Origin of the sequence: Streptomyces agglomeratus (genome assembly GCF_001746415.1) — a bacterium.
Classification (GTDB): Bacteria; Actinomycetota; Actinomycetes; order Streptomycetales; family Streptomycetaceae; genus Streptomyces; species Streptomyces agglomeratus.
The window spans coordinates 4,034,522-4,054,018 of sequence record NZ_MEHJ01000001.1 but is presented as its reverse complement, the minus strand read 5'-3'; the positions used below and the strand labels follow the sequence as shown (position 1 = coordinate 4,054,018).

Genomic DNA, 19,497 nt, shown 5'->3' with positions numbered 1-19,497 from the left:
CGTGCCCCGGCCGGCCGAAGCTCCCCTGTTTATTGCCGCCCGACAAGACTCTTCCGATCATGTGGAGCAGTGGGCAGCACTTCGCCACAGCGCACCTCGTTACCATGCGTGGACGCAAGAACCGACAACCAACACCAACACCGACAGCAGACGAAGACTAGGGACGGGCGTGGGCGTGGCCGAGGCGGCAGACTTTCAGGGGATGGTTCCCTCACCTGCCCGCCGGTGGCTGCGGCGCGCGGCGGGGCTGCTCGCGGGCGCCCCGCTGGCGGCGGGCCTTCTGTGTGTCCCCGGGGCCGCGTCCGCGCACGCCACCGAGGACATCACCCCGTCGCGCACGGTTGATGTGTCCCTGGACGCGCTGACCCCCGGCGCCCCGGTGGAGGGTGACAAGGTCACCGTCTCCGGCACGGTCACCAACCGGGGCAAGGAAACCGTCACCGACGCGCACGTCGGCCTCAGTGTGGGGCCGCGGCTGTCCGGCCGGACGGCGATCGACGCGGCGGACCAGCGCAGCCAGGACGTGGACATCCGGGACCCCGCCGAGCTCGGCGGAAAGTTCACGAAGAAGTTCTCCAGGATCCCGTCCGGGATCAGTGAGGACTTCAGCATCACGGTGCCGGTCGACAAGCTGGAGCTGGACGACCAGGGGGTCTACCAGCTCGGGGTGTCCCTGTCGGGGCAGACGCCGAGCCGTCCGTACGAGCAGACGCTCGGCATCCAGAAGACCTTCCTCCCCTGGCAGCCCGACGCCACGGAGAAGAAGACCCAGCTCACCTACCTGTGGCCGCTGATCTCCTCCACGCATCTCACGGCCGAGACGGGCTCCGACGAGCAGCAGACACCGGTCTTCGAGAACGACAACCTCGGCGCGGAGCTCGCCCCTGGCGGGCGGCTGAACCAGCTGGTCTCGCTCGGCAACGAGCTGCCGGTGACCTGGGTGGTCGACCCGGACCTGCTCGCCACGGTCAACGCCATGACGCAGAGCTACCAGGTCAAGTCGCAGGACGGCGAAACGACCGTCGCGGGCAAGTACCAGACCGTGGCCAACCAGTGGCTGAGCGATCTCCAGAAGGCCGTCGACGGCCGCAAGGTCGTCGCGCTGCCGTTCGCCGACCCCGACCTCGCCTCGCTGGCACACCGCGGCAAGCACGTCCCCGGCTCCCTCAGTCACCTGCGGCGCGCGACCGATGTCGCGGCGACCGCGGTGAAGTCGATCCTCCAGACAGAGCCGACCACCGACTTCGCCTGGCCGGTGAACGGCGCCGTCGACCCGTCGGTCGTCGACGTCGCCACATCGGCCGGCGCCCACAACGTGATCGCCCGCAGCGACAGCCTCCCCGAGACGGGCGGTCTGTCGTACACGCCCACCGCCGCCCGGCCGATCGGCGGCGGCACCACCGCCGTGGTCGCCGACGCCAGGCTCTCCACGGCCTTCGAGGGCGACATGTCGAGCGCCGGGGACTCCACCCTGGCCATACAGAGGTTCCTCGCGCAGACCTTGGCGGTGACTCTCCAGGACGAGGAGAAGCAGCGCAGCGTCGTGGTCGCCCCGCAGCGCCTGCCGTCCGCCGGCCAGGCGCAGTCGATGGCGAGCGCCCTGCACAGCCTCGACGCCCAGCGCTGGTCGCAGCCGCTGGACCTGGTGGCCGCCTCGAAGGCCAGGCCCGACGCCCGTGCCACGACCGACGTGCCGGGCGCGGGCTCGTACCCCCGCTCACTCAGCAAGCGGGAGCTTCCGGCCAAGGCGTTCCAGGACATCAAGGCCACGCAGGACACCCTCGACAACTTCAAGGTGATCCTCACCGCACCCGACCGGGTGGTGACCCCCTTCGGCAACGCGGTCAACCGGGCGATGTCGACGTCCTGGCGGGGCAGCGAGCGCCCGGCCCAGAAGTACCGCGACGGCGTGCAGAGCTACCTCGAGAGCCTCACCGACGAGGTCCAGCTCATCCAGAAGTCCGACGCGACCCTCTCGGGGCGCAGCGCGACCGTGCCGGTGACGGTCCAGAACCAGCTGGTGCAGGGCGTCGAGAACCTCGTGCTGCGGCTCACATCCACCAAGCCGACCCGTCTCAAGCTGGACGGGGACCAGAGCATCGCCGAGCGCCCGGTGAAGGTCACGGGGGGTCACAGCCAGTCGGTGAAGTTCACGGCCACCGCCAACGCCAACGGCCCGGTACCGGTGACCGCGCAGCTCTACACCGAGGACGGCACGCCGTACGGCCGTCAGATGGAGTTCACGGTCGACGTGAACGAATTCACCCCGACCGTGATGCTCGTGATCGCCGGCGGTGTGCTGCTGCTGGTCCTCGCGGGCGTCAGGATGTACACCCAGCGCAAGCGCGCGGCGGCCCGTGAGGCCGCCGACAGGGGCGACGGCGAGTGCGGTGGCGAGGGTGACGACGCCGAGCAGCCGAGTGACCCGACACCGGACACCGGTCCCGAAAGCGGCAACCCGTCCGGCGCGGGTGAGAAAGTGGACCGTTGAGCTACGCCGTGGCCGGTCGGCCGGGGACGATGAGGTGGGGTTGCGATGCAGCGTCCAACCGGGGGACAGTCCCCGGATCCCCGGCCGTACACGCAGCGGGGCACAGCTCGCCGGAACAGGAAGCTCGAGGGGAGCACCAGTGAACGCGCCGTACGACGGTGACCGTGGACAGGGCGCGAGTGGCACCGCGCCTTTCCAGGGCGTGCCCTCGGAGCCCTCGGCAGCAGGCCATGTGCCGTCGCCGCAGCATCCCGAGTCCGCCCAGGAGCCCTATGCCGCCCCGGACCCGTACGTCCAGGACGCCTACAGCCACGATCCGTACCGCTCCCAGGACCCCTCCGCGCAGGACCCGGTGACGGAGGCGCTCTACGACCGCGCCTCGCACCCCCCGCCGCCTCCCGGCACCTACCAGGAGCCGCAGCCGCTGTACCAGCAGCCGGCCGCGCCGCAGTACGCGCCGGACCCGCACGTATGGGCGCAGACCCCGCCGCCGGAGCCGGACGGTCCCTCGCGCCGGCTGCCGTACGGGGACAACGCCGCCACCACCGAGTTCGTCGGTGTCGACGCTCTGGTCTCCCGGGCCGGCGAGGAGATCCCCGAGCAGGCGGACGCGTTCGCCCACCTCTACCGCGACCAGCAGGCGCCCGGGCAGCCCGCTCCCGTGGCCGCCCCCGAGCCGGCTCCGGCCCCCGCCCCGCCCAAGAAGCCCGCAGGCCGCGCGGCCAGTGTGCTGAAGTCGAGCGCGCTGATGGCCGCGGGCACGCTGGTCTCCCGCCTCACCGGTTTCGTACGCAGCCTGGTGATCACCGCGGCGCTGGGTGCGGCGCTGCTCGGTGATGCCTACACCGTGGCGTACACCCTGCCGACGATGATCTACATCCTCACCGTCGGCGGCGGGCTGAACTCGGTCTTCGTGCCCCAGCTGGTGCGCGCGATGAAGAACGACGAGGACGGCGGCGAAGCCTTCGCCAACCGCCTGCTCACCCTCGTCATGGTGGCCCTCGGTGTGATCGTGGCCGTCGCGGTGTTCGCGGCGCCGTACCTGGTGCACGCGATGTCGCCCACCATCGCCGACGACCCGGCGGCCAACAGCGTCGCCGTCACGTTCGCCCGTTACTGCCTGCCCACGATCTTCTTCATGGGCGTGCACGTCGTCATGGGCCAGATCCTCAACGCCCGCGGCAGGTTCGGCGCGATGATGTGGACTCCCGTCCTCAACAACATCGTCATGATCGTCACCTTCGGACTGTTCATCTGGGTGTACGGCACCTCCGCCGAGACCCGGATGGGTGTGCAGACCATCCCGGACGAGGGCATCCGGCTCCTGGGCATCGGCACGCTGCTCGGCCTCACCGTCCAGGCGCTGGCGATGATCCCGTACCTGCGCGAGACCGGATTCCGCTTCCGTCCCCGCTTCGACTGGAAGGGCCACGGCCTGGGCAAGACGGTCAAGCTCGCCAAGTGGACCGTCCTGTTCGTTCTCGCCAACCAGGCGGGTGTCGTCGTCGTCACCCAGCTCGCCACGGCGGCAGGTGCGGCGTCCGACAAGGATGGCGCCGGCATCCTGGCCTACTCGAACGCCCAGCTGATCTGGGGCATGCCGCAGGCCATCATCACGGTCTCGGTCATGGCCGCCCTGCTGCCCCGCATCTCGCGCGCCGCGCACGACAACGACCCGGGCGCCGTCCGCGACGACATCTCGCAGGGGCTGCGCAACTCGGCCGTCGCGATCGTTCCGGTCGCGTTCGCGTTCCTGGCGCTCGGCGTCCCCATGTGCACCCTGCTGTTCGCGTCCACCGGGCACCAGGCGGCCCAGTCCATGGGCTTCATCCTGATGGCGTTCGGCCTCGGACTCATCCCGTACTCCGTGCAGTACGTCGTCCTGCGCGGGTTCTACGCGTACGAGGACACCCGGACCCCCTTCTACAACACCGTCATCGTCGCAGCGGTCAACGCGGCGGCCTCCGCGCTCTGTTACGTCGTCCTGCCGTCCCAGTGGGCGGTGGTCGGTATGGCGGGCTCCTACGGCCTGGCCTACGCCATCGGCGTCGGTGTGGCCTGGCGGCGCCTGGCCAAGCGGCTGGGCGGCGACCTGGACGGCAAGCACGTCCTGCGTACGTACGCCAGGCTCTCCGGTGCGTCCGTACCGGCGGCGATCCTCGGCGGCGGCGCGGCCTACTACCTCATGCGGATCCTGGGCAGTGGCGCCCTCGGATCGCTGGCGGCCCTGGTCGGCGGAGGCATCGTACTGCTGGGAGTCTTCTTCCTCGCCGCGAAGAGAATGCGGATCGTGGAGCTCAACGCCATGGTCGGCATGGTGCGCGGACGCCTCGGGCGCTGAGCGGCCGTGCGGCTCCGCACAACCATCACCGGCCGCCGCGTGTCGTGCATAGCGCCGGACTGTGGGCACAATTGGCATGGCTGTTCAACAGCGCGCAACGGATGGGGAGGCAGGAACGACGGTGGCGGAACGTAGCACGGCTGCCGTCGACGTGGCAGACAACAGCGGTGACGAACCGCTGGCCGCCAAGGCGGACAAGGCCACGGCCGACGGGGTGGAGAAAGCCCAGGAGCCAGCGGACGACAGCAAGAGCGACGCGGACGGCGAGCGCCAAGGCGCCGAACCCCCCAGCGCGACACCTGAGCTGCACAGTGGACACAAGCTCGCCAGACGCTACCGGCTCGAAGAATGCGTCACCCGTCTGGACGGTTTCAGCAGTTGGCGGGCGGTCGACGAGAAACTGCGCCGCGCCGTGGGCGTGCACCTGCTGCCCGCGGACCACCCGCGGGCCAGGTCCGTGCTCGCCGCGGCCCGCTCCTCGGCGCTGCTCGGCGACCCCCGGTTCGTCCAGGTCCTCGACGCGGTGGAGGAGAACGACCTCGTCTACGTCGTCCACGAGTGGCTGCCCGACGCCACCGAACTGACGGCGATGCTCGCCGCCGGGCCGCTGGACGCGCACGAGGCGTACCAGCTCGTCAGCCAGGTCTCCCAGGCCATGGCCGCGGCCCACCGCGAGGGCCTCGCGCACCTCAGGCTCACCCCCGGCGCCATCCTGCGGACCTCCTCGGGCCAGTACCGGATCAGAGGTCTCGCCGTGAACGCCGCCCTGCGCGGCATCGCTTCCGACCGTCCGCAGCGCACCGACACCGAGGCGATCGGTGCACTCCTGTACGCCGCCCTGACCCAGCGCTGGCCGTACGAGAGAGACGCCTACGGCCTCTCCGGGCTGCCCAAGGGCGTCGGTCTGATCCCCCCCGACCAGGTCCGCGCCGGCATCCACCGGGGCCTCTCCGAGCTCGCCATGCGTGCCCTGGTCAACGACGGCGCCACCGCCTCACGCCAGGAACCGCCCTGCACGACCCCCGACGAGCTGGCCAAGGCCGTCGCCGCGCTGCCCCGCATCCGCCCGCCGGAGCCCACCTTCACGGCGCTGCCGGAGTACCAGCGCACCACGTACCAGCAGGGCACCTACGGCAGGCCCGGCCCGCACGCCGGTCTGCCCACGGCCCAGGCGGTCGCGGCCGTACCTCCGCGGCCCCTCCAGGGCCGCACCGGCAAAGCCCTCAAGTGGAGCGTGGCCGCGCTGCTCATCGCCGCCCTCGGCCTCGGCAGCTGGCAGCTCGCGGACACGCTCCTGGACCGCGGCCAGGACTCCGGCGACCCGAAGACCTCGCAGCCGAACGACGACGAGGCGCCGAAGAAGCGGGACCCAAAGCCGATCCGCATCGCCGACGCGACGGTGTTCGCCCCGGGCGGCTCCGGGATAGAGCCTGAGGACGTTCCGAACGCCATCGACGGCCAGACCGGCACCGCCTGGATCACCCCGTCGTACAAGGGGTTCGCCAACTTCGGCAATCTCCCGCACCGCAGGGAAGGCAGCGGGATCATCGTCGACCTCGGCAGCGTCAAGGACGTCTCCGGCATCGACATCGACATGTACCGCAGCGGCCAGACCGCCGAAGTCCTCGCCGCGCCCGAAGACGCCGCACAGCCGACCGCCGTCTCCGATTTCTCTCAGGAGATGACGAAACTGGAGCCGACGGAAGGCAAGCTGGAAGCCACGCTCGACAAGCCGGTCCGTACCCGGTACATCCTGATCCACATCACGGAACTTCCGACCGACGGATCGGCCGGCAGTTTCCGTGGCGGAATCTCGGAGATCAGGGTCTCGGGCTGACCGGCACACCAGGGGGAGGGGGCTCACCGTTGGACGACGCCGCGCACCGCGCCACAAGCGACCAGGACCTCCTGGCCGCTCATGTCAAAGGCGACCCCGACGCGTTCGGTGAGCTCGTACGGCGCCACCGCGACCGGCTGTGGGCCGTGGCCCTGCGCACGCTCGGCGACCGCGAGGAGGCGGCCGACGCCGTACAGGACGCCCTGGTGTCCGCCTACCGCGCCGCCCACACCTTCCGCGGGCAGTCCGCCGTCACCACCTGGCTGCACCGCATCACCGTCAATGCCTGCCTCGACCGGGCCCGCAAGGCGGCGTCGCGCAAGACCGCCCCGGTCGACGACGCGGACCGCCTGGACCAGCTCCTGGAGCCCCACGAGTCCGCCGAAGCGCCCGCGGAGCGCCAGGACCTCCACAGAGAGCTCATCGCGGCCCTGGCGACCCTTCCCCCCGAACAGCGGGCCGCGCTCGTCCTGGTGGACATGCAGGGCTATCCAGTGGCGGAAGCCGCCCGCGTCCTCGATGTGCCGACCGGAACGGTGAAAAGCCGCTGTGCGCGCGGCCGCGCCCGGCTGCTGCCACTCCTCACCCATCTGCGCACCCCCACCGGGGGTAGCGAGGACTCCGGCGGGGGAAGGAACCGGACGCCCGGGGCATCCGTCCCACCGGCATCGGGGCCCAAGAGCCCAAAGAAACCCGGGACCGCGGAACAAGCGGTCGCGGGACCAACGGATGCGGGACCGAGCGATCCTGCTGCGGTGAAGGGCGGAGGTGAGCGCGCATGACATCGAGGGCCGGCACGACTCAGCACCCGGATGTCTCGGAGATCTCCGACCTCGCCGAGGGGCTCCTCACCCCTTCCCGCACGGCGGACGTACGCCGACACCTCGAAGAATGCGCTCTGTGCCGCGACGTACAGGCATCCCTGGACGAGATTCGCGGACTGCTCGGGACCCTGCCCGGGCCGCCCCGGATGCCGGGCGATGTCGCGGGCCGCATCGACGCCGCGCTGGCCGCCGAAGCGCTCCTGGACTCCACGGCCCACGAGGAGACCCCGCCTGTTTCACGTGAAACAGCGCACCCGTCTCACCTCGCCGACCCCGTACCGGCAGCAGACCGCCCCGCCGGCCGCCCCCGCGCGACCACCGGGCCCGGCCGGGACAGCAGGACCAGGCGCCGTCGGCGCGGTGCCGTCCTCGGCGCCCTGTTCGGTACGGCCGCCCTCGGCATGGGCGTGTTCCTGCTCCAGTCGGTCGAGTCACCGGACGGCAAGGACGCCACCGCTGACAGGAGCGCCACCGCGAAGATGAGGTCAGGTCCCACGTTCTCCGCGAGCGCCCTCGAGAACCGCGTCCAGGACCTGATCGCCCAGCAGCCGCTCTCCCAGGAGGAGACGACCGAGAACGCCCCTTCCATGGGTATCGAGTCCCACACGCCCCTGCGCAAGACAGACGTGCCGGTGCCGCAGTGCGTCCACGAGGGCACTGGCCGCAACACGGTCCCGCTCGCCGCGGAGGAAGGCACGTACGACGGCAGGAGGGCCTTCCTCCTCGTCCTTCCGCACACCACCGACGCCACCCGGGTGCAGGCATACGTCGTCGACGCCGCGTGTGAGGGAGCCGCTCCGCCCGTCAAGGGTGAGATTCTGCTGACACAGACCTACCCTCGCCGTTGACATCGGGCCCGAATGGGGCCGGACACCTCGGGAATGCATGCCCCTTAGGATCCGTTGGGTGGGGTGAGAGTCCCAGACAGGCCCCGTAGGCAGCAGGCAGTCCGCAGAGACGAGGAAATTACCCGTGAGCGACGTCCGAAACGTGATCATCATCGGCTCCGGGCCCGCCGGCTACACCGCCGCGCTGTACACCGCGCGTGCGTCGTTGAAGCCGCTGGTGTTCGAGGGTGCGGTGACCGCAGGCGGTGCTCTGATGAACACCACCGACGTGGAGAACTTCCCCGGGTTCCGCGACGGCATCATGGGCCCCGACCTGATGGACAACATGCGCGCCCAGGCCGAGCGCTTCGGCGCCGAGCTCGTTCCGGACGACATCGTGTCCGTCGACCTCACCGGCGACATCAAGACCGTCACCGACACCGCCGGTACGGTTCACCGCGCCAAGGCGGTCATCGTCTCGACGGGCTCCCAGCACCGCAAGCTCGGTCTGCCCAAGGAGGACGCGCTCTCCGGACGCGGCGTCTCCTGGTGCGCCACCTGCGACGGGTTCTTCTTCAAGGACCAGGACATCGCCGTGGTCGGCGGCGGCGACACGGCGATGGAAGAGGCGACCTTCCTCTCCCGCTTCGCCAAGTCCGTCACCATCGTCCACCGCCGTGACACCCTGCGCGCCTCCAAGGCGATGCAGGACCGCGCCTTCGCCGACCCGAAGATCAAGTTCGCCTGGGACAGCTCGATCGCCGAGCTCCAGGGCGACCAGAAGCTCTCGGGCGTGACGCTGCGGGACACCAAGAGCGGCGAGATCACCCCGCTGCCCGTCACCGGACTGTTCATCGCCGTGGGCCACGACCCGCGCACCGAACTGTTCAAGGGCCAGCTGGAGCTGGACGAAGAGGGTTACGTGAAGGTCGACGCACCGTCAACGCGCACGAACCTCACCGGTGTCTTCGCCGCCGGCGACGTGGTGGACCACACCTACCGGCAGGCCATCACGGCCGCCGGCACCGGCTGCTCGGCCGCACTCGACGCCGAGCGATTCCTGGCCGCTCTGGCGGACACCGACAAGGTGGCCGAGCCGGAGAAGACCACCGCCGCCTGATCTCACCCTCTTCCCCACCCCACACCCCACCCGAAGTTAAGGAGGCTGCCGTGGCCGGCACCTTGAAGAACGTGACCGACGCATCCTTTGAGCAGGACGTCCTCAAGAGCGACAAGCCCGTACTGGTGGACTTCTGGGCCGCCTGGTGCGGACCGTGCCGCCAGATCGCCCCGTCTCTCGAAGCGATCGCGGCCGAGCACGACGAGATCGAGATCGTCAAGCTCAACATCGACGAGAACCCGGCCACCGCAGCCAAGTACGGCGTCATGTCCATCCCGACGCTGAACGTCTACCTGAACGGCGAGGTCGCCAAGACCATCGTCGGCGCCAAGCCGAAGGCCGCACTTCTGCGCGACCTCGGCGACTTCATCGGCGAAGAGGTCACCAAGGCCTGACACCGGCCTCTGGTTCCTGTTTCACGTGAAACGTGTGTGGGCTCATCCCTGTCGGGGATGAGCCCACACACGTTTTTCAGCCCTACAGCGGACGGAGCACCGGCTCCTTCTGCACCGCCCCCAGCAGTCTGTCCAGTGCCAGCTCGACGTCTTCCTTCCAGGAAAGCGTCGTCCTGAGCTCCAGCCTCAGCCGGGGGTGCAGCGGATGCGGGCGTACCGTCTTGAAGCCGACCGACAGCAGGTGGTCCGCAGGCAACAGACAAGCGGGCTCCGTCCAGCGGGCATCGCCGAACGCCTCGATGGCCTTGAATCCCCGCCGCAGCAAGTCCTTGGCTACGGTCTGCACCATGACGCGCCCCAGCCCCTGCCCCTGATAGCTGGGCATGATCCAGGCCGTCATCAACTGCACCGCGTCCGGCGACACCGGGCTGGTCGGGAAGGCCGTCGACCTCGGTACGTAGGCCGGCGGTGCGTACAGCACGAAGCCCGCGGGGACCTCGTCCACGTAGACCACCCGCCCGCACGAACCCCACTCCAGCAGGACCGCCGAGATCCAGGCTTCCTTCTCCAGCTCCGGAGTGCCTGCCTTTACCGCTGCTTCTCCACTGACCGGATCAAGTTCCCAGAAGACGCAGGAGCGGCAGCGCTTGGGGAGGTCCGGAAGATTGTCCAGCGTGAGCGGTACGAGCCGACGTCCCATGAAGGATGTTCCTCGCTTCCTTCCCCTGCCGCGTCACGGGCGGCCGCCAGCGCGCCCCGTTCCCGAAGCAGACTGCCGACGAACCCGCCGACCGCTCCGACACTCAGACCCGCGGTCACCAGTTGGCTGCGACTCACCGATCGCATGGCCCCCGCCCTCCTTCTCAAAGTGAACCAAGGTGGATGCGCCATACCAGAACGCATCGTATCCACCCCGAGATCGAACGGATACCGAGAGAGAGCAAAGGGCGGGAAGTGTTCCAGATTGCTCCGGACACAGCCCGCCCTGCAACAGCTCTCGGCCGGCGATCAGCTCTCGCTGCCCTCCGGGTCCTCTTCGGTGAGCCCCTTCTCTAGAACCCGCCCCTCGCCGGGGGCGAGTGTCCCAAGAATCCGCTCCAGGTCCTCCATCGACGCGAATTCGACGACGATCTTCCCCTTCTTCTGCCCCAGGTCGACCTTCACCCGCGTCTCGAACCTGTCCGAGAGACGCGAAGCGAGGCTGGACAGCGCGGGTGACAGCCGGGTACCCGCGCGCGGTCCCTTCGCCTTCGGACTGCTCTGCGGGCCCGAGCCCATCAGAGTCACGATCTCCTCGACCGCACGTACCGACAGCCCCTCGGCCACGATGCGGTGCGCCAGACGGTCCTGCTCCTCGGAGTCGTCCACCCCGAGCAACGCCCGCGCATGCCCGGCGGACAGCACGCCCGCCGCGACCCTGCGCTGCACCGACGGCGAGAGCCGCAGCAGGCGCAGTGTGTTGGACACCTGCGGACGCGAGCGCCCGATCCGGTCCGCCAGCTGGTCGTGCGTGCAGTTGAAGTCCTTGAGCAGCTGGTCGTACGCGGCAGCCTCTTCCAGCGGGTTCAGCTGCGCCCGGTGCAGGTTCTCCAGCAGCGCGTCGAGGAGAAGCTTCTCGTCCTCTGTGGCTCGGACAATCGCCGGGATCCGATCGAGACCCGCTTCCCTGCACGCACGCCACCGGCGCTCGCCCATGATGAGCTCGTACCGCTCAGGGCCCAGCTGCCGTACGACGACGGGCTGGAGGAGTCCGACCTCCTTGATGGAGGTGACCAGCTCCGCGAGCGCGTCCTCGTCGAACACCTCACGCGGTTGGCGCGAGTTCGGCTTGATGGAATCCAGCGGAAGCTCCGCGAAATGAACACCCGCGACCTCACTGGGCCCAGCGGCCTCCGGCTGCGCCCCCTGCCCGGGAACTTCGGTTTCACGTGAAACGCCGCCGGCGGGGAGCGACGTGACCTTCGCGGCCGCCACCCCGCGCTCCGCCGTCATCACCGGCACCGAACCGGGGGACGTCGAGGCCGCCCCCACGGGCGGACTCGGCTTCTCCTGCGAAGCGGCAGGGATCAGCGCACCGAGCCCACGCCCCAACCCTCTACGTCGCTCACTCACTGGATCCCCTCCGACATGCTCTGCTGGCTGTTCTGGCTGCCCGAGTGGGCATGCTGCGGGTCGTAGTGCACCCCGACGCCCCGCAACGCGATCTCACGGGCCGCTTCCAGGTAGGAAAGCGCTCCGCTGGATCCCGGGTCATAGGTGAGCACGGTCTGCCCGTAGCTCGGCGCTTCCGAGATACGCACGGACCTCGGGATGCTCGTCCGGAGCACCTCCTTGCCGAAGTGGGTACGCACTTCGTCGGCCACCTGAGAGGCGAGCCGGGTCCTGCCGTCGTACATGGTCAGCAGGATCGTCGACACATGCAGGTCCGGGTTGAGGTGCCCCCGCACCAGGTCGACGTTCCGCAGGAGCTGCCCCAGTCCCTCCAGCGCGTAGTACTCGCACTGGATGGGGATCAGCACCTCGGCACCGGCGACCATCGCATTGACGGTCAGCAGGCCCAGGGAAGGCGGGCAGTCGATGAGGATGTAGTCCAGCGGCTGCTCGTACGCCTGGATAGCCCGCTGCAAGCGACTCTCCCGCGCCACCAGCGACACCAGCTCGATCTCCGCACCGGCGAGATCGATGGTGGCCGGGGCGCAGAAGAGACCTTCGACGTCCGGGACCGGCTGGACCACTTCGGAGAGCGGCCTGCTGTCCACGAGGACGTCATAGATCGAGGGAACTTCGGCGTGATGGTCGATGCCCAGCGCCGTGGAAGCGTTGCCCTGCGGGTCGAGGTCCACCACCAGGACGCGCGCGCCGTGCAGCGCGAGCGAAGCGGCGAGGTTGACCGTAGACGTGGTCTTCCCGACGCCGCCCTTCTGGTTGGCCACCACCATGACGCGTGTCTGCTCAGGACGGGGCAGGCCCTCGCCTGCACGGCCAAGAGCTTCTACCGCCAGCTGGGCAGCACGACCAATGGGGGTGTCGTCCATAGGGGGCGGTGTTTCACGTGAAACATCCTCCCCCACCGATTCGGATCGGGGACCGGGGACCGGGTCGGTCATCGGTCCCGCGATGTTGGCGTCGGACCGCAAGGATTCACTCTCCTCGACTTCAGGCTCGCAATGCACAGAGCCTGCCATGCTTTCGGGGTCATGAACCAGCGAGGCCCGTTCTTCTGTGGACGAATCCACCTCTGTGGACAACTCCGTCCCTCTTACGGCCTTGCGGTCGCGCGGTGTGGCAGCCGCACGACCGCGGCTGATGATTCCATGCAGCAGAGAGCGACGTTTCACGTGAAACACGATGCACCGGCAGTGCACCTACATCTTCACGACACTCCGCAGTGCGTACGTATGGCAGCTTGTATGGAGCATCGCTGATAAAAAGGGCAGATCAACGGCGCCGACGCGTACGTGACGGCCGCGCCGCCTTGGCCCGCTTGGCCGCGAACCGCACCCCGCCAGGACTCTCCCCGACCTCCACACGCACCACCGTGGACAGCGGATTGACCACACCCTCGCCCACCTGAAGCACCTCGGTCTTCACCACACCGAGCTTGCTCAGCGCGGAACGGGTGCTCTTCAGCTCCTCCTCGGCGGTGTCGCCCTTGAGGGCCAGCATCTCCCCGTACGGACGCAGCAGGGGAACTCCCCAGCCCGCCAGCCGGTCCAGCGGTGCCACAGCCCGCGCCGTCACCACATGGACCGGAGGCAGCTTCCCGAGGACCTCCTCCGCCCGGCCGCGCACCACCGTCACGTGATCCAGACCCAGCAGCTCGACGACCTCCTGAAGGAAGTTCGTACGCCGCAGCAGCGGCTCCAGCAGCGTGATCTTCAGATCCGGGCGCACCAGGGCGAGCGGAATTCCCGGAAGCCCGGCACCCGAACCCACGTCGCAGACCGTGAGACCCTCCGGCACCACCTCGGAGAGCACCGCACAGTTCAGCAAGTGCCGCTCCCACAGCCGCGGCACCTCGCGAGGGCCGATCAGGCCCCGCTTGACGCCGGCGTCCGCGAGAAGCTCCGCGTACCGGACGGCCGCTGGAAAGAACTCACCGAATACCGCACGTGCCTCTTCAGGCGCCTGGGGAAGCTCTGCTTCCTCCGTCACGGGGACCGTCCTTCCGTACCGCGCTACCGAACTGATGGCTGACTAACAGGCTGACAAAGATCGGCCCCGCCTGCGAACAGACGGGGCCGACAGACAAACAAGGCCGATCAGGCCGGGAGTACGACGACGAAGCGCTCCGGCTCTTCGCCCTCGGACTCGCTGCGCAGACCAGCGGCCGCGATCGCGTCGTGCACGACCTTGCGCTCGAACGGCGTCATCGGGTCCAGCTTCACCGGCGCACCGGAACCCTTCACCTCGTCCGCGGCCTTCGCGCCGATCTCGGCGAGCTCCTCACGCCGCTTGGCCCGGAAACCCGCGATGTCCAGCATCAGCCGGCTGCGGTCCCCGGTCTCACGGTGCACAGCGAGACGCGTCAGCTCCTGAAGCGCCTCCAGCACCTCGCCGTCACGGCCCACGAGCTTCTGGAGATCACGGCTGCCCGTGTCACTGATGATCGACACGGCGGCCCGGTCGGCCTCGACGTCCATGTCGATGTCGCCGTCGAGGTCGGTGATGTCGAGCAGACCCTCAAGGTAGTCGGCCGCGATCTCCCCTTCCTGCTCGAGGCGGGTCAGGGTGTCGCTACCCTCAGCGGCCACGGAGGTGGTGCCTTCCGTCACGGGATGGACTCCTTATTACTTCTTGGACGGGTGCTTGGGCCGCTGCTGGCCCTTGCGCTGCCCGGACTTGGCTTGACGTGCGGAACCGGAAGAAGGCTTGCCGGCCGTCTTGGGCTTGTCGTCCTGCTCTTCCTTCTGGAGCGAGGGCTTCGCCGCGGACTCGGCAGCGGCAGCCTGACGCTGCGCCTTGGTCAGACGCTTGGGCTGCTGCCGCTTCGGGCCGGAATCCGGCGTCGTACCGTCCTCGGCCTCGACCTCGGGCTCGCCCTTCGCCACCGTGCCGTCGAGCTGCACCGTCAGCCGCGCCATGCCAAGACCCTTGACGAACTTGCGCTCCGCCTCGTTGCGCTCACGGCCCTTGGCGGCGATCTGCTTGATCACGTTGCGCTCGCTCCGACGGCGGACCTTGCCGTGCTTGACGATCGACTTCTGCATCCGCTCCAGCAGCTGGGCCTGAGCCTTGCTTCCCGGAGTCGGGTTGCCGTGGATCACGTACATCTGCTGACCCATGGTCCACACGTTGGTGGTCAGCCAGTAGACGAGGACACCGACGGGGAAGTTGATGCCCATGACGGCGAACATGACCGGGAAGATGTACATCAGCATCTTCTGCTGCTGCATGAACGGCGTCTTGACCGTCAGGTCGACGTTCTTCGTCATCAGCTGGCGCTGCGTGTAGAACTGCGACGCCGACATCAGGATGATCATGAGCGCGGTGACGACGCGGACATCGAACAGCGAGGCGTTGAGACTCTCCATCTTCGCCGCGCTGTCCGTGAACTTCGCGGCCAGCGGAGCACCGAAGATGTGCGCCTCACGCGCACTCGCCAGCAGCTCGTCGTTGATCACGCCCACGGTCTTGCCCGAGGCGATGTTGGAAAGCACGTGGTACAGGGCGAAGAAGAACGGCGACTGCGCCAGGATGGGAAGGCACGAGGACAGCGGGTTGGTACCCGTCTCCTTGTACAGCTTCATCATCTCTTCGGACTGACGCTGCTTGTCGTTCTTGTAGCGCTCCTGGATCTTCTTCATCTCAGGCTGGAGCGCCTGCATGCCACGCGTCGACTTGATCTGCTTGACGAACAGCGGGATCAGGCAGATCCGGATCAGCACCACGAGGGACACGATGGACAGACCCCAGGCCCAGCCCGTGTCCGGTCCGAAGAGGGCCCCGTACATCGTGTGGAACTGGACGATGACCCAGGAAACTGGGGTGGTGATAAAGCTGAACAGACTGGCAATCGTGTCCACTAATCAGGCTCCTTGAGCATTGGGCGAGGTCTCTGCGGCCGGGTTGATCTCAGCGGCGGAGTGCTGCCCGCCCTTGCTGCCGCGGTCGCCGCTCCACGCATGGCGCAGCGCTTCGTGCCAACGCGGACGCTTGCGCAGCGGGACATGGTCCACACCGCCCGGCGACCACGGATTGCACCGCAGAATGCGCCAGGCGGTCAGGGCCGTGCCCTTGACCGCACCGTGCCGGTCGATGGCGGTGAACCCGTAGTGGGAGCACGACGGGTAGTACCGGCAGACAGGCCCGAGCAACGGACTGATCGTCCACTGGTACAGCTTGATCAGAGCCAGCAGCGGGTACTTCATCGCGCGCCCCCTCCCAGCAGCCGCTCAAGTGCGGCATCCAGGTCTCGGGCCAGCTGTGCATGGTCGGCATCGCCTGATCCGGGCAATGCCCGTACGACAACCAGGCTACCGGGGGGCAGCTCCGACAGACGGTCCCGGACCAGGTGGCGAAGCCTGCGCTTCACCACGTTCCGTACGACAGCGTTGCCAACGGCTTTGCTGACGACGAAACCCGCACGCGGCTGGGGAACGCTCTCCCCAGGCGCGTGCGGGTCCGTTGCACCGCTACTTCGCAGGTGTACGACGAGGAGCGGGCGTCCGGCCCGGCGTCCTCGGCGTACCGCGGTCGCGAAGTCCTCGCGCCGCCTCAGCCGATTCTCGGTAGGCAGCACGTCATGACCTGTAGGTGATCAGGCGGAAAGGCGCGTGCGGCCCTTGGCACGGCGAGTCGCCAGGATGGCGCGACCGGCACGCGTCCGCATGCGGAGACGGAAACCGTGGGTCTTGGCGCGACGACGGTTGTTCGGCTGGAAGGTGCGCTTGCTCACTCGGGGGCTCCAGAAGTGGTGTGGTGGCGGGGCATCGCCTGGCTGTCACCGTGCGCCCACGAGGAAGCTCGCAACGCCCGTGTGCACCGCTTCACGATCACAGACCGTGATCTTTGCCCATCGGAGGCAGGCGGCAGCAGCCATCGACAACTCGACCTGGTCACGGTACGCGCGGCTACGCCATCCGGTCAAACCGACCGGGCACCAGGGTCCACTGTGCACAGGCTGTGGACAACAACTTGATGCACGCAAGGACCCGCGACTACCGTGCATGAACTTGGATTCTTATCCGTTGTGTCCTTGCCTGTCCTTCCCATCCCGTCCCAAGAACCACACCTTCGTGGGACCTGTGAGAGAGCGCGTGCCCTGTGGCTGACGTACCTGCCGATCTTGCCGCAGTGTGGCCACGCGTGCTGGAGCACCTCCTCGGAGAGGGCCAGCAGGGCATCGAGCCCAAGGACAAACAGTGGATCGAGCGCTGCCAGCCGCTCGCCCTGGTCGCCGACACGGCGCTGCTCGCCGTCCCCAACGAGTGGGGCAAGAGGGTGCTCGAAGGCCGCCTCGCGCCGCTCATCAGCGAAACGCTGAGCCGCGAGTGCGGCCGGCCGATCCGGATCGCGATCACCGTCGACGACTCGGCTGCCGAGCCGGCCCCGCAGCAGCAGCCCCAGCACGAGTCGTACGACACGTACGGGCACCGCCCGCAGGCCGACGACCTTCCGACCGCCAGGCCGGCGTACCCGGACTACCGCCAGCCCCGCCACGACCAGGGCTCCTGGTCCCGCCAGCAGGAGAACCACGGCTGGCAGCAGCCCCGCCTCGGCGGATTCCAGGAGCGCGACCCGTACGCCACCCGCCCGCAGCAGCACGACTACCGGCAGCAGGCACCCGAACACCAGCAGTACGAGCAGCCCCACTACGACCAGCCGCCGCGTCACGAGCGGCCCGAGCGCCGCGACCACCAGGACCAGCAGGCCCCGCACCGCGGCGGCCCCGGCTCCTCCATGCAGTCCGGCGGCGGTGGCGCCCCCGGCCCCCTGGCCGCGCAGGCCCCGGCCCCGGGCCCCGGCGAGCCGCACGCGCGCCTGAACCCGAAGTACCTCTTCGACACCTTCGTGATCGGCTCGTCCAACCGCTTCGCGCACGCGGCCGCCGTAGCGGTCGCCGAGGCGCCGGCGAAGGCGTACAACCCGCTCTTCATCTACGGGGAGTCGGGGCTCGGCAAGACGCACCTGCTGCACGCGATCGGGCACTACGCGCGGAGCCTCTACCCCGGCACGCGCGTGCGCTATGTGAGCTCCGAGGAGTTCACGAACGAGTTCATCAACTCCATCCGCGACGGCAAGGGCGACGCGTTCCGCAAGCGCTACCGCGATGTGGACATCCTGCTCGTCGACGACATCCAGTTCCTGGCGAGCAAGGAGTCGACGCAGGAGGAGTTCTTCCACACCTTCAATACGCTCCACAACGCCAACAAGCAGATCGTGCTGTCCTCGGACCGCCCGCCCAAGCAGCTGGTGACCCTGGAGGACCGGCTGCGCAACCGGTTCGAGTGGGGTCTGACCACCGACGTGCAGCCGCCGGAGCTGGAGACGCGTATCGCGATCCTCCGCAAGAAGGCGGTCCAGGAGCAGCTCAACGCCCCTCCGGAGGTACTGGAGTTCATCGCGTCCCGCATCTCGCGCAACATCCGCGAGCTGGAGGGCGCGCTGATCCGGGTGACGGCGTTCGCGTCGCTCAACCGGCAGCCGGTCGATCTGGGCCTCACCGAGATCGTGCTCAAGGACCTGATCCCCGGCGGTGAGGACGCGTCTCCCGAGATCACGGCGAGCGCCATCATGGCGGCGACGGCGGACTACTTCGGGCTGACGGTGGAGGACCTCTGCGGGTCGTCCCGCAGTCGCGTGCTCGTGACGGCCCGGCAGATCGCGATGTACCTGTGCCGCGAGCTCACGGACCTCTCGCTGCCGAAGATCGGCGCTCAGTTCGGCGGCCGCGACCATACGACCGTGATGCACGCCGACCGCAAGATCCGTGCCCTGATGGCGGAGCGCCGCTCCATCTACAACCAGGTCACCGAGCTCACGAACCGCATCAAGAACGGCTGACACGGCACGGGAGCGGCTTCAGGCAGGCTCCACATCACGCTCCGAAGGGCGCCCAGGGACGTACTTCCCGGGCGCCCTTCGCCGTTCCGCGCCTGCGCGGTGTCCTCGAGGTGTCTTCGCGGTGTTCGAATACGTGCCCGCGGGGCCCTGTTCTCCACAGAACAGGGCAGGATGTTCCGTCCACACCCTGGGGACCGCGAAGTTGTCCAGACTGGGTCCACAGGTGCGGTTCCTGAGACTTCATCACCCCAGGTCAGGTGGTTGTGGATTTGTGGTCAACCTTCATCCACAGGCTGTGGACGGAAATTTTGTCCACAGGGGCGGATCTTGGTTGTCCACCGGCGGCCCACAGGCTGGGCCGTCTTGTGCACAGCTAATCCACACCTCTGTCCACTGTTCGGCAACGAAACACGCGCCCTCACCGGCCCGAGTGAAAGCGGTCACACCAAGGAGGCTGGTTGGGCTGTGGGGAACATGGGTAAAGCTGGGGACAGCGCTGGGGAGAAGTCACCCCTGCCTGTGCACCCCGTGTGTGTAACTTTCGCGCGTCCACAGAAACACCGAGTTGTCCACCGGCTCCGCCCACAGGCGCGGTGGACAAAAAAGTGGGGCTGACCTGCGCAAACGGGGTTATCCACCGTTTCCACAGGCCCTAC

Annotated in this window: 17 protein-coding genes; 8 read left to right on the top strand and 9 right to left on the bottom strand. The window is 68.5% G+C overall.

From position 1 onward, the window contains the following. The first annotated feature begins 175 nt into the window (after positions 1-175). From AS594_RS17540 to trxA, 7 genes are all read left to right on the top strand, one after another. On the top strand, positions 176-2,491 hold the full coding sequence (locus AS594_RS17540; RefSeq protein WP_069933881.1) for a DUF6049 family protein: 2,316 nt from the start codon (positions 176-178) through the stop codon (positions 2,489-2,491). Positions 2,492-2,630: 139 nt separating this feature from the next. Further along, entirely contained in the window at positions 2,631-4,832 is a 2,202-nt protein-coding gene (gene murJ, locus AS594_RS17535; RefSeq protein ID WP_069932657.1) for a murein biosynthesis integral membrane protein MurJ, read from the top strand. A 121-nt stretch (positions 4,833-4,953) separates the two neighbouring features. Further along, positions 4,954-6,669: a protein kinase family protein gene (locus tag AS594_RS17530; protein WP_069927944.1), complete on the top strand. Its 1,716-nt coding sequence runs from the start codon at positions 4,954-4,956 to the stop codon at positions 6,667-6,669. A 29-nt stretch (positions 6,670-6,698) separates the two neighbouring features. After that, positions 6,699-7,451, top strand: coding sequence for an RNA polymerase sigma factor SigM (gene sigM, locus AS594_RS17525; RefSeq protein WP_069927943.1), 753 nt, complete (start codon positions 6,699-6,701; stop codon positions 7,449-7,451). Next, a complete protein-coding gene (locus AS594_RS17520) occupies positions 7,448-8,341 on the top strand; it encodes a zf-HC2 domain-containing protein (RefSeq protein ID WP_069927942.1) in 894 nt (297 codons plus the stop codon). Before sigM ends, AS594_RS17520 begins: the two co-directional genes overlap by 4 nt. 124 nt (positions 8,342-8,465) lie before the next feature. Continuing rightward, the gene (gene trxB, locus AS594_RS17515; protein WP_069927941.1) at positions 8,466-9,440 is read left to right on the top strand and encodes a thioredoxin-disulfide reductase; all 975 of its coding nucleotides are present in this window, start codon (positions 8,466-8,468) and stop codon (positions 9,438-9,440) included. 50 nt (positions 9,441-9,490) lie between these two features. Beyond that, positions 9,491-9,835 carry a thioredoxin gene (trxA, locus tag AS594_RS17510; protein WP_069927940.1) on the top strand — a complete coding sequence of 115 codons (345 nt, stop codon included), beginning with the start codon at positions 9,491-9,493 and terminating at the stop codon, positions 9,833-9,835. 82 nt (positions 9,836-9,917) lie between these two features. On the opposite strand, the gene AS594_RS17505 is transcribed toward trxA, so the two are convergent. The 9 genes from AS594_RS17505 to rpmH all read right to left on the bottom strand — a co-directional run bounded on the left by AS594_RS17505 (position 9,918) and on the right by rpmH (position 16,733). Next, on the bottom strand, positions 9,918-10,535 hold the full coding sequence (locus AS594_RS17505) for a GNAT family N-acetyltransferase (protein ID WP_069927939.1): 618 nt from the start codon (positions 10,533-10,535) through the stop codon (positions 9,918-9,920). Positions 10,536-10,843: 308 nt separating this feature from the next. Continuing rightward, the gene (locus tag AS594_RS17500) at positions 10,844-11,947 is read right to left on the bottom strand and encodes a ParB/RepB/Spo0J family partition protein (RefSeq protein WP_069927938.1); all 1,104 of its coding nucleotides are present in this window, start codon (positions 11,945-11,947) and stop codon (positions 10,844-10,846) included. Continuing rightward, entirely contained in the window at positions 11,944-13,020 is a 1,077-nt protein-coding gene (locus tag AS594_RS17495; RefSeq protein WP_079148710.1) for a ParA family protein, read from the bottom strand. The genes AS594_RS17500 and AS594_RS17495 overlap by 4 nt, the downstream gene beginning before the upstream one ends. A 253-nt stretch (positions 13,021-13,273) precedes the next feature. Then, positions 13,274-13,990: a 16S rRNA (guanine(527)-N(7))-methyltransferase RsmG gene (gene rsmG / locus AS594_RS17490; RefSeq protein WP_069927936.1), complete on the bottom strand. Its 717-nt coding sequence runs from the start codon at positions 13,988-13,990 to the stop codon at positions 13,274-13,276. 107 nt (positions 13,991-14,097) lie between these two features. After that, entirely contained in the window at positions 14,098-14,610 is a 513-nt protein-coding gene (locus AS594_RS17485) for a Jag family protein (RefSeq protein WP_069927935.1), read from the bottom strand. A 15-nt stretch (positions 14,611-14,625) separates the two neighbouring features. Continuing rightward, positions 14,626-15,861: a membrane protein insertase YidC gene (gene yidC, locus AS594_RS17480; protein ID WP_069927934.1), complete on the bottom strand. Its 1,236-nt coding sequence runs from the start codon at positions 15,859-15,861 to the stop codon at positions 14,626-14,628. A gap of 3 nt (positions 15,862-15,864) precedes the next feature. Beyond that, positions 15,865-16,206, bottom strand: coding sequence for a membrane protein insertion efficiency factor YidD (yidD, locus tag AS594_RS17475; RefSeq protein WP_069927933.1), 342 nt, complete (start codon positions 16,204-16,206; stop codon positions 15,865-15,867). Next, positions 16,203-16,577, bottom strand: coding sequence for a ribonuclease P protein component (rnpA, locus tag AS594_RS41130; RefSeq protein WP_079144545.1), 375 nt, complete (start codon positions 16,575-16,577; stop codon positions 16,203-16,205). The genes yidD and rnpA overlap by 4 nt, the downstream gene beginning before the upstream one ends. A gap of 18 nt (positions 16,578-16,595) precedes the next feature. Beyond that, the gene (gene rpmH / locus AS594_RS41125; RefSeq protein WP_019707372.1) at positions 16,596-16,733 is read right to left on the bottom strand and encodes a 50S ribosomal protein L34; all 138 of its coding nucleotides are present in this window, start codon (positions 16,731-16,733) and stop codon (positions 16,596-16,598) included. Positions 16,734-17,101: 368 nt separating this feature from the next. Here rpmH and dnaA point away from each other — a divergent pair, with 368 nt between their 5' ends. Beyond that, entirely contained in the window at positions 17,102-18,841 is a 1,740-nt protein-coding gene (dnaA, locus tag AS594_RS17470) for a chromosomal replication initiator protein DnaA (RefSeq protein ID WP_079148176.1), read from the top strand. Positions 18,842-19,497: the final 656 nt, after the last annotated feature.